The following is a 16,200-nucleotide window of genomic DNA, read 5'->3' as shown; positions in this document are numbered from 1 at the left end:
AACCGGTATCCACTTCGCTCGAAAACGCCCTAATGCGACATCAACAGACAGACCGGAGCATGCTGCAGAAGGCTCTGCGTCATGCCGCCGAAGACCCATTCGCCCAACCGGCTGTGTCCATACCCCCCGGTCACGATGAGGTCGGCGCCGACGTCGGCGGCCAGCCGAACGAGGTAGCCCGCATCCGGCTCCGCCGTATGCACGCGCACCTCGTGCTGGCAGCTCACGCCGTGACGCTGAAGATATCTGGACACGTCCCGCACCCGGTCTCGCGCCGCATCCTGTTCGCTCGACGTGCAGATTTCGGCGATCGTGACCTGCGAAGCCCGGGTCAGAAATGGCAGTGCGTCCCGAACGGCCAAGCGCGCCTCCCGGGCGTCCTTCCAGCCGACCACGATCCGATCGCCCGATAGTCGGGTGACGCCGTCCGGCACCGAGAGCAGCGGACGGCCCAGCCGCAACATGGCTCCCGCCGCATCGAGGTGGTGGGAGTGATTGGCCTTCAGCTGACTGCGCCTCACCAAGACAAGATCCGCCGCCCTCGACTGCTCGACCAGGAACTCGGTCGGGAAGCCGATCGTCCAGCGCCATTCCACTTTTTCGCTCGGCAGGCGAACGATGCGCCTGAACCACGCCTCCTTGTCCGACAGCGTTGCGCGTATGCGTTCGAGATCCTCCTCAGTCGTCTGTTCGATGATCACGCCTTCGGCGACGAACGGAGGGTCTATTGCAACGGCCGAGACGCCGAGCAAGGCGGCTCCAAAGCCGTTCGCGACGGTCTCGGCGACGGCAATCTGCCCTTCGTCCTGCTGCCCGGAATCGACGTAGACCATGACGCTGGCAAGAGACATGTCGTTGCTCCATTGCTCGAATGGTCCCCTTATCTCGCGTTTCCCGATCGTCCCGTTGACGCAAATCAAGCGATCGAGCCGCTCCTTGATCCCGATCAATCCGGTTGGCACGAAAGGCGGGAAGATGTCTGAACGCAACACGGAGGTCTGTCATGCAAGCACAGGACGTGATGATCGCCCCGGTGGTGACCGTCGGCGCGAATGCAACCGTTCGCCAGGTCGCCAGGATCCTGCTCGAGCGCCACATCAGCGCGGTGCCGGTGGTCGATGCCGACAACAACATTCTCGGGATCGTAACCGAAGGCGACCTGATGCATCGAACCGAATCCGGCACCGAGCGCCCCTACGCCTGGTGGCTTCGCTTCTTGACCGGCGAAGCGCAAATGGCGACTGACTACGTCAAGTCGCATGCCGTCAAAATCAAGGACATCATGACCCGCGAGGTCGTGACTGCCACTCCCGAGACGCCGCTGAGCGACATCGCCATGCTGCTCGAGGAGCGTCAGATCAAGCGTGTGCCGATCGTCAACAAGCAGGGTCAGCTCGTCGGGATCGTCAGCCGTGCCAATCTGCTGCAGGCCGTCGCGAGCGCCAAGCCGAAGCTGGAGATCTCGCTTCCCGATTCAGCCATCAGAAAGAGGTTCCTCGATGAGGTCAAGAAGCAGCCCTGGGCACACACGTTCAACCTGAACGCGACCGTCCAGAACGGTGTGATCGACCTATGGGGCTTCGCGCCGTCCGCGGCCGAACGCACAGCCATCCGCGTCGCGGCAGAAGCCATTCCGGGCGTCGTGCTGGTGAACGACCACCTGCTCGAGACTCCGGCCTTCGTCTACTGACGCGAACCGGATCGAGGAGGCCTGCAACGAGCTCGCAACACGTTGGCGACTGCTGGCGGAATTGCGCGGGCGGCGCCGATCAAGAGGCACGCGCCCGCCACAGCGTCGCGGCAAGCACGAGATAGGCGGCGCAAGTCCACATCGCCTGCCAGTTCGCCGGCCCCTCGTTGAACCCCACATAGATCGCCGCTCCGACAAACACGCCCGCAAACAGCGGCTCCGCCACAGGACGGCTTCCCTTCCCGGGCGGATTGAGCAGCGCCGTGGCCGCGAAGGGCAGGGCTGCCATGGTGAGAGCCGCAAAAGGAAAGTCGATGAAGCGCGGGTCGAACACAAGCCCGAGTGCGGTGGCCGTACCGATCACGACCACTACGATCAAGGTCAGTCCGTGCATGGTCACGAGCATCGATTCCGTCCGGTAGCCTTCCGGGCCGAGCAACTCCTGAAAACTGGGCGGTGGGCGCCCCGACATCAGGGCGTTGGCGGCAAGGACCGGCGAAACTGTTGCGGCCGCCAGAAGAGAGCTCCACATCAGCCAGCCACCGACTCCGATACTTTCAAAGAACACTTTCTGGGCGGCCACGCCAAGCAGGATCCCGGCTGTCATCGCCGATATTGCGACCCCAAACCATGAAGCCAGCCCAGCGCGCCCGGGCTTACGACGCGAGGTCAACCACGCCGCGCCGAAGACCAGCGTCGCCAGCGCAATTCCACTGCACATCTGCAGCTTCCAGAGCGGAAAGTTGCTGACGGGGACGCCGGGAGGATATTTGAGCACGCGCTGCTCGCCTCCGAACAGGCCCCATGATCCGCCGACCGTGCCCTCGATCTCCCGCTTCCAGGATTCATCATAGGCCTCGAACAGGTTGACGCGAAAATGCTCGCGTCGGGCGAGGTCGAGGACCTCCGAGACCACCCGGGCCTGATTGACAGGGGACGGCAACGCCGATTCCCGCATCCGTCCCTGGCTCGGCCAGCCGATTTCTCCGATCAGGATTTCCTTGCCCGGAAAAGCCGCCGCGACCTGCCGGCGTATTGCGTCGGCATGCGCAACAGCGGATTCAGCCGGGATTGGCACGTTCTCCCAATAGGGCAGGATATGAATCGTGACGAAATCGACGACATCGTAGAGCTCACGATTGCTCAGCCAGAATTCCCAGACGTCGGCATAGGTCACGGGCACACTGACCTGCGCCTTCACCGAGCGGATCGTGTCGGCGAGATCGGATACGGTTATGTCCTTGCGCAGCAGCGTCTCGTTGCCGACCACAAGCGCGATCACGGTCTCGGGATATTCCCTGGCGAGGCGTATCGCCGTCGAAATCTGCGTTTGGTTCTTCTGCTTGTCCTTGTCGAGGAAAATGCCCTGGATGACCTTCAGCCCCGCTCTGGCCGCAAGTTCGGGGATCTGGTCGAGACCAAGATCGTTCGCATAGGTCCGGATGCAGTCGGTTATCTCCGCCAGTTGGGCGAGATCCTCCGCGATCTGCTCACGCGATACCTGCGTCGCAGGCGAAAGCGACGTCTGATGGTTGCGGAATGGAGCGTATGAGATGCACTGGACCTTGTCCTTTGGATCGATGGGTGCGCGCACCAGATGGACTGGAATCCCCAGCCACCACCACACGACGGCGATGGCGCCCAGCGATATCAGGAAGAGCGCGAGCGAAACGCGGAGGGCATCGACGGGTGTTCCGGCAGACGCGACGTGACTGTCTTCCTCGCCTGGCGAGAGCGACGGCCTGGAGAACCAGCTTGCTTTCCGAGGAAGGACCAACTGATCACACGTGAGATGCGGCTTTTCACTTGCCGCGATGTCGCGGACGCGTCGCCCTGCTTCAGGCGCGCGCCTGCGATCGCGACTGCATGGAAAGCAGGAGGATCATGCAATTGAACTTGTTCGACGGTCGCTCCCGACGATTATAGGATCGCTCCCGTTTCCACAAGCCGGTTGATTCGGGTTAATATGCGGAGAGCGTCGGAATCCTCCAGGCGGAAGACCATGCGCCCGCGGTTCGTCGAGCGTGTCGCAGCCTAAGCCGCCTCTGGCGTGAGATCTGGAATACCGAGCTCTTCCTTGCGATGGCAGGCCACGAAATGCTCCGGCCCGGTCGCGTCCAGATGCGGCAGCTCTCGCCGGCAGCGATCGACCGCAAACGGACACCGTTCGGCGAAGCGGCAGCCCGGGGGTGGGTCGACCGGCGATGGCGGTTCGCCCTTGACCAGATATCTCGCCTTCAATTCGTCGCGCAGCGAGCCGGGCGGCACTGCGGCCGAAACGAGCGACCAAGTGTAGGGATGGCGCGGCGCCGTGAACAGCGTGGAGGCCGGCGCCTGCTCGGCGATCTTGCCGAGATACATCACTGCGATCTCGTCGCAAAACTGCTGAATGACGCCGAGATCGTGCGAAATGAAAATGTAGGTCAGCCCGCGTTCGCGCTGCAGCTTCTTCAGCAGGTTGAGAATCTGCGCCTGGATTGCGACGTCGAGCGCCGACACCGCCTCGTCGCAAACGATCAGCTCCGGCTCCGGCGCCAGTGCGCGCGCGATACACAACCGCTGGCGCTGGCCTCCGGAGAACTGATGCGGGAACAGCTCGGCGGCTTCCGGTCGCAGGCCGACCTCGGCGAGCAGGCACCGCACCCGTTCATCGCGCTCGCTGCGGGTGCCGATATCGAGCAGCTCCAGCGGTTCGCGGATCTGGTCGCCGGCACGGCGGCGCGGATCGAGCGCGGAGAAAGGATCCTGGAACACGATCTGCAGGTGCTTGCGCACCTGCCGCAGCGGCTCGCCCGTCAGCGGCATGATGTTCTCGCCGCGAAACACGACCTGGCCGGAGGTCGCCGGCACCAGCCGCATGATCGCCTGCGCGGTCGTCGATTTGCCCGAACCGCTTTCGCCGACGATGCCGAAGCTGGTGCCGCGCCTGACGCGGAAGCTGACGCCGTCGACGGCGTGGACCACCGACCGCTTCGCCCACGGCCGATCGCGCCCGGTGCGGAAATGCACCACGAGGTCATTGACGTCGAGCAGATAAGGATTGCCGTCGGCTTGATCTGTGGCCATGTGAAGGTTCATGCCGCGATCTCCCGGGCACGCCAGCACGACACTGCGTGTCCCACATCGATCGTCCCGAGCGGCGGCTGCGGCCGCGACCGGCACACCTCCGATGCGCTGGCGCAGCGCGTCAAGAATGCGCAGTCCGGGCCGCGGCTTCCGAGCGCGGGCACCATGCCGGGGATTTCGCCGAGATCGATCCAGGCGGGCGGCTTCGGCCGGCCGACGGCCAGATGCGGCACGCAAGCGAGCAGCCCGCGGGTATAGGGATGGCGCGGCGAGGCCGCGACCCCTTGCGCCGGTCCGGTCTCGATGCAGCGGCCGGCGTAGAGCACCGCGATATCGTCGGCAAGCTCGGCAACTGCGCCGAGATCGTGGGTGATCAGCACGATCGCCGTTTCAGTCTCATCCTGCAGCTTCGCCAGCAGATCGAAGATCTGCGCCTGAACAGTGACGTCCAGCGCGGTCGTCGGCTCGTCGGCGATCAGCAGCTTCGGCTTGCAGGCGATCGCCATCGCGATCATCACCCGCTGGCGCATGCCGCCCGACATCTGGTGCGGATAGGCCTTTGCGCGCTGCTCGGCAGCCGGGATCTGGACCGCCTTGAGGAATTGGACGGCCTGTTCGGCGGCATCCCCGCGGCTGAGGTTGCGATGATGGTACAGCGCCTCCGCGATCTGGTCGCCGACGGTGTAGAGTGGATTGAGCGCGGTCATGGGCTCCTGGAACACCATCGAGACCGCGTTGCCGCGAAGCGCCCGCATGCGCCGGTTACGCGCCGTCAGGACGTTCTCGCCCTCGAGCAGAATCCGGCCGGAGGTCACGACGAACCCCTCGGGCAACAGCCGCATGATCGCCAGCGCGGTCATGCTCTTGCCGCAGCCGGACTCGCCGACCAGCGCGATGGTGCGGCCCTTGTCGACAGTGAACGACAGGTTCTCCAGCACCGGGACGAGCTTGCCGTCGCGACCCGTCATGCCGACGCTGAGGTCTTCGACTGAAAGCACCGGTGTCATCATTACCTCCGTCTCAGCCGCGGATTGACCGCGTCGTTGATGCCGTCGCCGACCAGGCTCACCGCCAGCACCGCGAGAAAGATTGCGGCGCCGGGGAACGTCACCGCCCACCAGGCGTCGAGCACGTAGTTGCGGTTCTGGCCGATCATCAGGCCCCAGCTCATGGTGTTGGGATCGCCGAGGCCGAGAAAGCTCAGGCCGCCCTCGAACAGGATGGCCACGCCGATCGCCAGCGTCGCCGATACAATGATCGGCGGCAGCGCATTCGGCAGCACCACGCGCATGATCAGGTGCCAATTGCCGGCGCCAGCAGCGCGCGAGGCCTTGATGAAATCGAGGTCGCGCAGTCGCATGAACTCTGCGCGCGTCAGCCGCGCCGCAGAGGTCCAACTCACCACGCCGATAGCGATGGTGATGGTCGTCAGCCTGGGGCCGAACAGCGTTACAAGGACCATCGCGAACAGAAGCGGCGGCAGCACCTGGAAGAACTCCGAGATCTTGACCAGCAGCGAATCGATCCAGCCGCCGAAGAAGCCGCTGAGCGCTCCGACACTGACGCCGATGACGATCGTGATCAGCGCCGCGACCGCGCCGACAGTCATTGTCGCGCGGCCGCCATGGATCAGGCCGGCCAGCACGTCGCGGCCAAGATAGTCGGTGCCGAGCAGCGCGTCGGCGTCCGGCGGCGAGAACGGCAGACCGACGATCTCGAGCGGATCGATCGGGTAGAGCATCGGCCCGAAGATCGTGGCGAGGATCAGCGCCAGAAGCAAGATCGCGCCTGCGACGCCGGAGGGGCTGCGCAGGAACTGGCGCAACGCCGCGCGCGCCGGCGACAGCGCTCGGGCAACCGGTTGCACCTGCATCGTCGTCGTCCCTGGGGCGGCGGCATTTGCGGCGGTTTTGACGTTGGATGCTTCGGTCCGGGGCACGATCAGGGTTTGCTCCACCGTGCTCATCGTGAACCTCCGCGAATGCGCGGATCGATCAGCCGGTAGACGAGATCGGTGGCGATGTTGGCGGCAATCACGATCACCGCGGAGAAGAACAGAACCGCCATCAGGGTCGGATAGTCGCGGCGCAGGATCGAATCGAATACCAGCCTGCCCATGCCGGGCCAGCTATAGACCGTCTCGACCAGCACCGCGCCAGCGAACAGATTGCCGAACTGCAGGCCCATCACGGTCACGATCGGGATCAGCGCGTTACGCAGCGCGTGCTTGAATATCACGACGCTTTCCGGAAGACCCTTGGCGCGCGCGGTGCGGACATAGTCGGACGACAGCACGTCGATCATGTTGACGCGCGCCAGCCGCGAATATTGCGCGACGAACACAAGCGCCAGGGTCGCAGCCGGCAGAATCAGATGCTCCAGCACGTCGAGCCCGTAGGCCAGGCCGGTCCTGGGATGGACGACGTCGGCCATGCCGCTGACCGGCAGGATCGGCCACACCGATCCGAACAAGAGCAGCAGCAACAGGCCGGTCCAGAAGATCGGCGCCGCGTAGCCGGCGAGCGACAGCACGGTGACGGCGTGGCTGAGCAGGCCGTTCGGCCGTCGCGCGCTGACAACGCCGAGCAGCGTCCCGACCACCACCGCCACCATGACGGAAGCGAACGCCAGATACAAGGTCGCCGGCAATCGTTGCGCGATCAGGCCGAGCACCGGTTGGTTGAAATAATAGGAATAGCCAAAATCACCCAGCAGGACGTTGTGCAGATAGGTGAAAAGCTGCTCGAGCGCGCTGTGATCAAGACCGTATTTGGCGCGCAGCGCCGCGATCACCTCCGCCGACGCCCCGCCCATCTCGCCAGCGATCACCTGCACCGGATCGCCCGGCGCAGCATGGATCAGGCAGAAGTTCAGCACCAGCACGGCAAGCAGCAGCATGGCGGCGTTGGCGAGTCTTCCGAACAAATGAGTGAGCAGGGTCATCGGCGTCGTGTCTTATCGTCCTTGGCGTTGGGACCAGGTCATCGAGATCAGATCTTGGGCGGGGTCGCCCAGTAGAGTTCGTCGAGCGGCGAGGCGACGCCCCAGATCGTGGTGGGCAGGCCGCCGAGTCCCTTGGCGAACGCGTTGTAATAGGGCGTCGCGTTGATGAAGTAGATCGGCACGTCCTCGACGACGATCTTCTGGAATTCGGAATACAGCGCCTTGCGCTTGTCCGGTGCGGTCTCCACCGCGGCTTTGGCGAGGATGTCGTCGACCTTCGGGTTCGAATATTGCTGGGTGTTCGACCAGATGATGCCCTTGCGGATGTTCGAGGACAGGTAGGTGCGGTCGACGCCGATCACCGGGTCGCCCCAGTTGTAGACGTTGTCCATGGTCATGTCGAAATCGTAGTTCGACACCCGCTGCGCCCAGGTCGGGAAGTCGGGCGCGGCACGGACCTCGAGATTGAGACCGACGCGCTTGAGCGCGGAGCGCAGATACTCGGCGACGTTGCGCTGCTGCTCGTCGGCGCCGGGAATGTAGTCGATCGTCAGCGTGACGCGCATGCCGTCGGCGCCGGGCTTCAGCCCGGCTTCATCGAGCAACTTCTTGGCCTTCTCCAGGTCGAGCTTGTACTGCTCGACATTGGCCTCGTCGAGCGGCGAGCCAGGCGCGATCGGGCCGGTCGCGGGTTTCGCCTTGCCGCCCATCAGCTTCTTGACGATGAAATCGCGGTTGGCGGCATAGGCGATCGCCTTGCGCACCCGAACGTCGTCGAGCGGCTTCTTCCTGGTGTTGAAGGCGAGCCAGTTCAGCGCGCCGATTCCTGTGAAGCCCTTGTCGGTGACCACGAGGTTCTGCGACTTTTCGAGACGCTCGATGTCACGCACGCCGGCGATAAACGGAGCGGCATGAATCTCGCCGCGCTCGGTCGAGACCAGGAGCGCGTTTGGATCCGAGATCAGTCGCACCACGATCTTGTCGAGCTTCGGCCGGCCCGGGATGAAGAACTTGTCGAATTTTTCGAGCGTATAATAGTCGCCCTGCTTGTATTCGGTGAACTTGTAGGGGCCCGAACCGATCGGCTTGAGGTTGGCCGGATGGGTCTTGATGTCCTGTCCATCGCCATAGATGTGCTTGGGCAGAATCGGCATCAAGGCCGGCGACATCGCGAGCAGCAGCGCCGGATGCGGATGCGCGAGCTTGATCACCGCGATCTTCGGATCCGGCGTTTCGACCTTGTCGACCGCGGCCAGCATGGTCTTGAATGGGTGGTTCTCCTTGATTGCCATCACGGAGAACGCGACGTCGTCGGACGTCACCGGCTTGCCGTCATGGAACACGGCGTCGTCGACCAGCTTGAGCGTGACCGACAACCCGTCCGCGGCGATCTCCCAGGATTTCGCCAGATAAGGCTGAGGATTCCAGTTATCGTCAAACCGCAGCGGCGACGCGAAAATTTGCGAGCTCGGCAACGCGGTGGCGATACCGGACTGCACTGCGCCATTGAAGTGACGCGGCACCTGGCTGCTACCGATCACGAGCGTGCCACCACCGCCGCCTGCGGACTGAGCCCACGTCTCGAACGGCAGTCCGGCCAGTGCCATTCCGCCGAGAGCTCCGGTGAGGAAGGATCGCTTCGACAACATCATGGGATCAAGACTCCGCTGAGGGTTGAGCATGAGAGAACGGGCCCATCGACGAGCGCGCGGTCGAGGATGGCGTCGAGCAGCGCCGCAGGCGGCAGGTCGGCGGTGCCGACGCCGACCAGCACGATGTCGGCGGCGCGATCGACGTCTTCGGCCGCGCCTGACGATATCGACCAGTCCCGCTCGACCATCTGGAAGACGGCGCTGCCGCCCTCTCCGTCGAGCCGGCACGATCCCTTGAGGCGCAAGAGCTGCGGCGGCAGGTCCGCAAGTGCGGCAGCGAGCACGTCGCGATCGAACGCGCCGTTGCGGCGGTAGCACCAGCTCGCGAACTGCGCCCCGTGATCGCTCCCGTCCGGCAATTGCGTGTCGACGTGGAACGCGCTCGCCACCGGCCCCGCTTCGAGCTGCGCGAGCGTCGGCATCGCGCCGCGCGCGGTCTCGACAATGCGCAGGCCCGGCCGCAGGCGAAGCAGCACCGCCCGCGCCGCGGCGAGCGCTTCCGGGTCGACCAGATCGCTCTTGTTCAACAACACGACGTTGCAGCGGTCGAACTGGCCGCGCACGGTGCTGCCGACGCGGACATCGCCGACGAGCTGAGCGATCCGGCTGGCATCCGCAAGCACGATCACCCGGTCGAGCCGCAGCGTCGGCTCGACCAGCGCGATCTCGGCGATCTTCCAGGGATCGCCGACCCCGCTCGCCTCGATGACGATCCGCTCATAAGGCAGCGGCGCGTCGAGCACCCGGCACATCGTATCGATGAAGCTGGTGCCGATGCTGCAGCAGATGCAGCCATTGGTCAGCGTCATCGTGTCCCCGTCATGGCTTGCGATCAGCGACACATCGACATTGATCTCGCCGAAGTCGTTGACCAGAACCGCAGTGCGCGAGCTGTCCGTCGCCAGCAGATGGTTGACGAACGTGGTCTTGCCTGCGCCGAGGAAGCCGCCGATCACCGTGACAGGAGTGGTCGCGGACGAACGCTTCATGCCCGCGGCGCTTTCCTGGCGAGGCCACCGAGCACCGTGCCCCAGATGGCGATGTCTTTCAGCCGCTGCGGATCGATCGCGAGCGGGTCGTCTTCCAGCACGACGAAATCGGCATATTTTCCGGTTTCGATGCTGCCCACGAGGTGATCGAGCTTCAACGTATAGGCTGCGCCGATCGTGACCGCGGCGAGTGCCTGCTCGACGGTCAGTGCCTCGGTTTCGCGGCCGAGCACGCGGCCGGCGGAGGACACCCGGTTCACCGCACACCAGGCGGTGAACAGCGGCGCCAACGGAGTCACCGGCGCGTCCGAGTGGATTGCGAACGGCACACCGATCCGCTGCGCGGTGCCGGCGGCGTCGAGCCGCGCGGCGCGCTCGGGACCCATGGTCAGCGCGTAATGCGAGTCGCCCCAGTAGTAGATATGATTGGAGAACAGGTTGACGCAGACGCCGAGCGTCTTCATCCGCCGGAACAGTGCCGCGTCGGCCATCTGGCAGTGCTGCAGAGTGTGGCGGTGATCCGGCCGTGGCATCGCCGTCTGTGCCGCCTCGACCGCATCAAGGGCAAGCTCGGTAGCCTCGTCGCCATTGGTGTGGATATGAAGCTGGATGCCGGCGCGGTGATAGGCGTCGACCAGCCGCGGCAGCTCCTCGGGTGCGATGTACCAGAGACCGTTGGCGGCACCGTTGTGATAGCCCGGCCAACGCAACCGCGCCGTAAAACCCTGAATCGAACCGTCCACCACCAGCTTGACGATGCCGTAGTGGAGCTTGTCGTTGCAGTGCTCGCGCAGCATCTCGAGCTTGGCGATCGCCTGCTCGGGCGCGTGCGACGCCGATGCCAGCGCCGGAACCAGGCGCACACCGAAGTCGGGCGCGCGCGTTGCGCCGCGGTACACCTCAACAGTCTGGTCGGTCAGGTCGTTGTGCAGGTCGGTGATCGTGGTGACGCCCTGCACGCAGGCGGACGCCGCATAGCGCTTGACGTCGGCTTCGGTGATGCTGCCGGCCTGCGGATTGTTTCCGAGCGCGCGGAAGAGCCGCATCCGCGCCGGGATGCCCTGCAGCTCGCCGCTGGCTAATCCGTCGGAGCCGGCTACGACGCCGGAGATGCTGGTGGCTCGCAGCAGTTCGGCGCGCTCGAGCGTATGTGTATTGACGTTGTTGATGTGGAACGAGGCGTGCACCACGATGACCGGCCGCTTCGTCGAGACCCGGTCGAGGTCGTGGCGGCTCAGCATCTTGCCGCCGATATGCAGCGGATCGAATCCCCAGGCGTATAGCGGTGTGCGATCGTCCTGCAGCTCCGCCTCGGCCTCTCTGAGCCGCGCGACGATGGAGTCGATATCACCGACTCCCGGGACCAATCGACCTTCCGGCGAGCGGCGATCGAAGGCGCCGACATAAGGCATCAGCCACATCAGGCCTTCCATGATGTGGCTGTGGCCTTCGACGAACCCGGGCATCAGCACCTTGTCAGCGAAGCTGGTGTCGAGCTGCACCTCGCCGACGCACAACTCCTCTGCCGTGCCGGTGGCAACGATACGACCGTCCCGCACTGCAACGTGCGTCGCGAACGGCCGCGACGGGTTCATCGTTATGATCTTGCGGGCGGCGAAGACGACGGTGCCGGTGGTCACGATGCTCAAGTCTCCAAACCTTTGGCGAAGTTTGCGACTGCTAACGTGAAGCGGCCGGCCAGGGCGCACTAGCGCCAGATGGCCCGCTCGAATGGAGCCAGCACCATCTGGCCGGCGCGGAGCTCGGTGGCAGAGTTCTTGCTTATCAGCTGTAAACCCGACATGTTCAGATTCCGGCGCCCGTCAGGGGTCCCTTCGGTTGTAGGTCGATAGTCTTGGGAAAACTGCGGCAGCTCGATTCTTACGGCGATTCCCCGCACGCAAACGCGGCAAATGACGCCAGAACTGCCTCCCCATTGGGCAGCGACGAGTTGTTCTGGGGCGCCCTGTTCCGCGGGATGGATCGCGGCGGCGCGTTCCTCCAACTGCAGATCCGACAGATCATCGTCGCCGCGATCGAGGACGGCCGGCTGCCACTCGGCATGCGGATGCCGTCGAGCCGCGATCTTGCCGCAGTGCTCAAGGTCGCTCGAAACACGGTCGTGATTGCCTACGAGCAGCTCGTCGACCAGAACTTCCTGGTGTCACGGCAGCGCAGCGGTTATTTCGTCGCGGGCCTGTCCAAGAAGGCCGCCTCCCCCCGACCGAAGCCATCGGAGGCGGTCAGCCGCGACGACCAGAACTGGTCGGCACGCTACGCAGTGCGACCGTCGGTGCACCGCAACATCAGCAAGCCGGCCGACTGGCAGGCGCAACCCTATCCCTTCATCTTCGGCCAGTTCGATCCGAGCCTTTTTCCGACCAACGACTGGCGCGAAAGCGCGCGCGCGGCACTGAGCGTGCCCGAGATCAACAACTGGGCACGCGACCTGATCGACGGCGATGATCCCGCATTGATCGAGCAATTGCAGCTTCAGGTCCTGCCACGGCGCGGCATCCATGCCCGCTCGGACGAGATCATGATGACGATCGGCGCGCAGCATGCGCTCTATCTGATTGCGACGCTGTTCATCAACGGGCAGACGAGAGTCGGCATCGAGGAGCCTGGCTATCCGGACGCTCGCAACATTTTCCGCATGCTGACTCCGGACGTGGCTGCCCTCCGCTCCGACGTCCACGGTCTGCTGCCGGACGAAAACTTCACGAGCTGCGCGCTGGCCTATGTGACCGCCAGCCATCAGTGCCCGACCGCTTCCGTCATGTCCCTGCAGCGACGGCTGGAGCTGCTGCAGGCCGCGAAAGCCGGCGACGTCGTGCTGGTCGAGGACGATTATGAGGGCGAGCTGATGCCGGAATCGGCGACGCTGCCGCCGTTGAAGAGCCTCGACCGCGACGACAACGTGCTATACGTCGGCAGCCTGTCGAAGACGCTGGCGCCGGGCCTTCGGCTCGGTTACGTCGTCGCACCGGCCCCCGTAATCCGCGAATTGCGCGCACTGCGGCGGCTGATGCTGCGTCACCCGCCGCTGAACAATCAACGCGTCGCGGCGCTGTTCATCGGCCTCGGTCATTATCGCTCGCACCTCACGCAAGTCGGCCGGGTGCTGCTGGAACGCGCCAAGATCCTGGATCGTTTGCTGCCGATCCACCTGCCTGACTCCACATTCTCGCGCGGACCCGGCTCGACCAACTACTGGGTCGTCTGCCCTGAGGGGACCGACACCACTCCGCTGGCGCAAGCCGCGCTCGCCGAGGGCGTGGTGATCGAGCCCGGCGCAGTCTTCTCCATGGACGAGAATGTCAGCCGGCATTGTTTCCGGCTGGGCTTCTCCTCGATCCGCACCGATCGCATCGAGGCCGGGATCGAGAAACTTGGCAGCGTAGTCGCGAAATATCTCGGCCGTCAGCCCTGCTCGACTCTCGCGGGTCTCACATCAGTTCAGCAAAGCCCTTCAGCGCGCTGAGCAGCGCGACACCGCCGAGGCTCGCGATGGAGACTCGGCGGTGCAGCCTTCCGCTGCTGCGGCGAAATCCGAACTCGCCGATCCAGGTGCCGAACAACATTACGGGCAGCGCCAGGAGCGACAGCCAAACCACGTTTGCCGACGCAAGCCCGACCATCACGATACTGGTGAAGGCGGCGATCGAGGTGACGAGGAAGAAGATCAGAAGCGAGGCCCGCGCCGCCGCCGCGCGGAATGGCCCGGACATGTAATACACCACGGCCGGTGGGCCTGGCATCGCCGCAAGCCCGTTGAAGACGCCGGCGACGGCGCCGACGCCCGTCGTGACCAGCCGCGACGGCACCGCGTCGAGCGTGAAGCCGCGGCCGAGCACATAGACCGCAACCGCGGTGATCAGCGCGATGACGATACGCGCCACCGGCGCCGGCGCAACGCTCAGAGCCATCGCACCGAACGGCGAGCCGACCACCGCGCCGACGATCAGCCAGCGCAGCGACCACCAATGGCAATCCCGATGGTTTCGCCGGAGATCATTGAGGCCGCCGAGCAGCTGAAGCAACACCGCGATCGGCACCGCCTTGGCGGGCGTCGAGAACAGCCCCATCAGCGGCACCGCGGCCAAGGCGAAACCGAAGCCGGTGAAGCCGCGCAGCAGCGCCGCGATCATCACTGCAGTCAACGTGGCGACGATGGTGGTGGCCGGCGGCAGGCTGGCGGACAAGCTCGCCTGCGCCGCGGCGATCAGCGCGTTCATGGCCGTGGTCACCTCATGTCGATGACGACGGTCTTCTTCCTGGTGAAATGCTCGAGCATGGCTTCGAGGGAGGCTTCCTTGCCGACACCGGACTTCTTGAAGCCGCCATAGCTGAGATTGGGCTGGATCGTCAGATTTTGGTTGACCTGGACATAGCCGGCGTCGATCCGCCGCACGGCGCGCAAGGCCGCGCGCAGATCGTGCGTCCACACTGTCGCTGCGAGACCAAAATCGCTGTCATTGGCCCGGGCGATGACGTCGTCCTCGTCGTCCCACGGCTGCACGCAGACGACGGGCCCAAAAATCTCCTCGCGCATCAGCGGGCTGTCCTCACCAAGGCCGGTGACGATGGTCGGCTGCAGAAAAAGCCCGTCCGCGAGGTAATCAGGGCGCGGCAGCTCGCCGCAACGCATCACTTTGGCGCCGGCCGTTCGCTCGCCGAGCGCGAGATAGGATTCGATCTTGGCCTTCTGCCGCTGCGAGATCACCGTGCCGATGTCGGTCGCCTCGTCGAGCGGATCGCCGATCACGAGCTTCGCCACGGCCTCCCGCAGCGCCGCGACGAATGGATCGAACAACGCGCTGTGCACGTAGATCCGGCTCGCCGCCGTACAGCTCTGGCCCTGTCGCGTAAAGCGCATGCCGGCGATCGCGCCGGGGACAACCCGCGACAGATCTGCATCGCCATAGACGATCATGGGGCTCTTGCCGCCGAGTTCGAGGCTGACCGGAATGATCTTGCGCGCTGCAGTCTGCGAGATCAGTTCGCCGACCGCCTGGGAGCCGGTAAAGGTCACCTTGGCGACGGCAGGATGCTCGACCAGTGCCGCGCCGCAATCGCGCCCGGTGCCGCAGATGACGTTGAGCACGCCGGGGGGCAGCAGCGCGGCCATCCATCGCGCCATTTCGATCGTGGCGTAAGGCGCCTCTTCCGACGCCTTCACCACGACCGTATTGCCCGCGACCAGCGCCGGCGCGATCTTCAGCATCATCAGCACCAGTGGCACGTTCCACGGCAGGATCGCAGCGACCACGCCGAGCGGCTCGCGGCTCGTGTAGGTCAAGAGCTGCGGATCGAACGGCAGCGTCTCTCCCTTCAACTCTGTGGCCAACCCCGCGTACATGGTGACGATGTCGATCGCTGTGGCGACCTCACCGCGGCATTCGGTGCGGATCGCTTTGCCGGTCTCCAGCGCCAGCACGGTCGCAGTGATCTCAGCGCGCTCGGCCAATCGGCGGGCGGCCTCCGCGATCAGCTTGCCGCGCTGGCGCGCCGGCGTCGCCGCCCAGCCCGGAAACGCCGCCGCCGCGGCGTCGACCGCGCGCGCGACATCGGCCGCTTGAGCCGCGGGGGCGATGCCGATGATCTGCCCCGTGGCCGGCTCCATCACTTCGAGCGTGGCGCCGGCAATCGCCGGAACAAGCGCGTTGGCGATCAAATGGCAATTCTGGAGCTGCGAGATCGTTTCCGAAATGGCGGGCGCGATGGCGGGACTGATGCGTGTGGCTATGTCGATCATCGCGCCACCTTGGGCATTCCGAGGGAATCGCGAAGGTCCAGCCCGAGAGCAGCGATTGGGCCAGTTCCTCAAAAGCAGCGGTTTCTGGTCCGCTGGTCGCAT

Annotated in this window: 13 protein-coding genes; 2 read left to right on the top strand and 11 right to left on the bottom strand. The window is 64.9% G+C overall.

Annotation, left to right across the window (positions count from 1 at the left end):
- Window positions 1-29 precede the first annotated feature (29 nt).
- Window positions 30-950, bottom strand: a complete 921-nt coding sequence (locus XH87_RS01940; protein ID WP_271585967.1) for a universal stress protein — start codon at window positions 948-950, stop codon at window positions 30-32.
- A 53-nt stretch (window positions 951-1,003) separates the two neighbouring features.
- Between XH87_RS01940 and XH87_RS01935 the strand changes: the two genes are divergently transcribed.
- Window positions 1,004-1,690, top strand: a complete 687-nt coding sequence (locus XH87_RS01935; protein ID WP_271585966.1) for a CBS domain-containing protein — start codon at window positions 1,004-1,006, stop codon at window positions 1,688-1,690.
- A 79-nt stretch (window positions 1,691-1,769) separates the two neighbouring features.
- On the opposite strand, the gene XH87_RS01930 is transcribed toward XH87_RS01935, so the two are convergent.
- The 8 genes from XH87_RS01930 to XH87_RS01895 form a co-directional block, all read right to left on the bottom strand.
- Window positions 1,770-3,335 carry a glycoside hydrolase family 17 protein gene (locus XH87_RS01930; protein ID WP_158670369.1) on the bottom strand — a complete coding sequence of 522 codons (1,566 nt, stop codon included), beginning with the start codon at window positions 3,333-3,335 and terminating at the stop codon, window positions 1,770-1,772.
- Window positions 3,336-3,724: 389 nt separating this feature from the next.
- Entirely contained in the window at window positions 3,725-4,768 is a 1,044-nt protein-coding gene (locus XH87_RS01925) for an ABC transporter ATP-binding protein (RefSeq protein WP_271585965.1), read from the bottom strand.
- Window positions 4,765-5,763: an ABC transporter ATP-binding protein gene (locus XH87_RS01920; protein ID WP_158670353.1), complete on the bottom strand. Its 999-nt coding sequence runs from the start codon at window positions 5,761-5,763 to the stop codon at window positions 4,765-4,767. The genes XH87_RS01925 and XH87_RS01920 overlap by 4 nt, the downstream gene beginning before the upstream one ends.
- A gap of 2 nt (window positions 5,764-5,765) precedes the next feature.
- The gene (locus XH87_RS01915) at window positions 5,766-6,629 is read right to left on the bottom strand and encodes an ABC transporter permease (RefSeq protein ID WP_271586571.1); all 864 of its coding nucleotides are present in this window, start codon (window positions 6,627-6,629) and stop codon (window positions 5,766-5,768) included.
- Between the two features lie 89 nt (window positions 6,630-6,718).
- On the bottom strand, window positions 6,719-7,699 hold the full coding sequence (locus XH87_RS01910) for an ABC transporter permease (protein WP_271585964.1): 981 nt from the start codon (window positions 7,697-7,699) through the stop codon (window positions 6,719-6,721).
- Between the two features lie 47 nt (window positions 7,700-7,746).
- Window positions 7,747-9,351: an ABC transporter substrate-binding protein gene (locus tag XH87_RS01905; protein ID WP_271585963.1), complete on the bottom strand. Its 1,605-nt coding sequence runs from the start codon at window positions 9,349-9,351 to the stop codon at window positions 7,747-7,749.
- Window positions 9,348-10,340 carry a CobW family GTP-binding protein gene (locus tag XH87_RS01900; RefSeq protein ID WP_271585962.1) on the bottom strand — a complete coding sequence of 331 codons (993 nt, stop codon included), beginning with the start codon at window positions 10,338-10,340 and terminating at the stop codon, window positions 9,348-9,350. Before XH87_RS01900 ends, XH87_RS01905 begins: the two co-directional genes overlap by 4 nt.
- Window positions 10,337-11,980, bottom strand: a complete 1,644-nt coding sequence (locus XH87_RS01895) for an amidohydrolase (protein ID WP_271586570.1) — start codon at window positions 11,978-11,980, stop codon at window positions 10,337-10,339. Before XH87_RS01895 ends, XH87_RS01900 begins: the two co-directional genes overlap by 4 nt.
- 338 nt (window positions 11,981-12,318) lie before the next feature.
- On the opposite strand from XH87_RS01895, the gene XH87_RS01890 reads away from it, so the two are divergent.
- Window positions 12,319-13,824 (top strand): aminotransferase-like domain-containing protein, encoded by a 1,506-nt coding sequence (locus tag XH87_RS01890; RefSeq protein ID WP_271586569.1) that lies wholly within the window; start codon window positions 12,319-12,321, stop codon window positions 13,822-13,824.
- On the opposite strand, the gene XH87_RS01885 is transcribed toward XH87_RS01890, so the two are convergent.
- The gene (locus XH87_RS01885; RefSeq protein WP_271585961.1) at window positions 13,790-14,578 is read right to left on the bottom strand and encodes a sulfite exporter TauE/SafE family protein; all 789 of its coding nucleotides are present in this window, start codon (window positions 14,576-14,578) and stop codon (window positions 13,790-13,792) included. The genes XH87_RS01890 and XH87_RS01885 overlap by 35 nt on opposite strands.
- An 8-nt stretch (window positions 14,579-14,586) precedes the next feature.
- Window positions 14,587-16,098: an aldehyde dehydrogenase family protein gene (locus XH87_RS01880; protein ID WP_271585960.1), complete on the bottom strand. Its 1,512-nt coding sequence runs from the start codon at window positions 16,096-16,098 to the stop codon at window positions 14,587-14,589.
- Window positions 16,099-16,200 lie beyond the last annotated feature (102 nt).

It is taken from the genome of Bradyrhizobium sp. CCBAU 53415 (genome assembly GCF_028128735.1).
Lineage (GTDB): Bacteria > Pseudomonadota > Alphaproteobacteria > Rhizobiales > Xanthobacteraceae > Bradyrhizobium.
The sequence above is the reverse complement of the archived record's forward strand: the minus strand, read 5'-3'. Positions and strand labels throughout refer to the sequence as shown.

Bases quoted from the DNA above. Each gene is read 5' to 3' on its own strand.
- XH87_RS01935 (WP_271585966.1), top strand. From the start codon at position 1,004: ATGCAAGCACAGGACGTGATGATCGCCCCGGTGGTGACCGTCGGCGCG.
- XH87_RS01925 (WP_271585965.1), bottom strand. From the start codon at position 4,768: ATGAACCTTCACATGGCCACAGATCAAGCCGACGGCAATCCTTATCTG.
- XH87_RS01920 (WP_158670353.1), bottom strand. From the start codon at position 5,763: ATGACACCGGTGCTTTCAGTCGAAGACCTCAGCGTCGGCATGACGGGT.
- XH87_RS01915 (WP_271586571.1), bottom strand. From the start codon at position 6,629: ATGCAGGTGCAACCGGTTGCCCGAGCGCTGTCGCCGGCGCGCGCGGCG.
- XH87_RS01910 (WP_271585964.1), bottom strand. From the start codon at position 7,699: ATGACCCTGCTCACTCATTTGTTCGGAAGACTCGCCAACGCCGCCATG.
- XH87_RS01905 (WP_271585963.1), bottom strand. From the start codon at position 9,351: ATGATGTTGTCGAAGCGATCCTTCCTCACCGGAGCTCTCGGCGGAATG.
- XH87_RS01900 (WP_271585962.1), bottom strand. From the start codon at position 10,340: ATGAAGCGTTCGTCCGCGACCACTCCTGTCACGGTGATCGGCGGCTTC.
- XH87_RS01890 (WP_271586569.1), top strand. From the start codon at position 12,319: ATGGATCGCGGCGGCGCGTTCCTCCAACTGCAGATCCGACAGATCATC.
- XH87_RS01885 (WP_271585961.1), bottom strand. From the start codon at position 14,578: ATGAACGCGCTGATCGCCGCGGCGCAGGCGAGCTTGTCCGCCAGCCTG.
- XH87_RS01880 (WP_271585960.1), bottom strand. From the start codon at position 16,098: ATGATCGACATAGCCACACGCATCAGTCCCGCCATCGCGCCCGCCATT.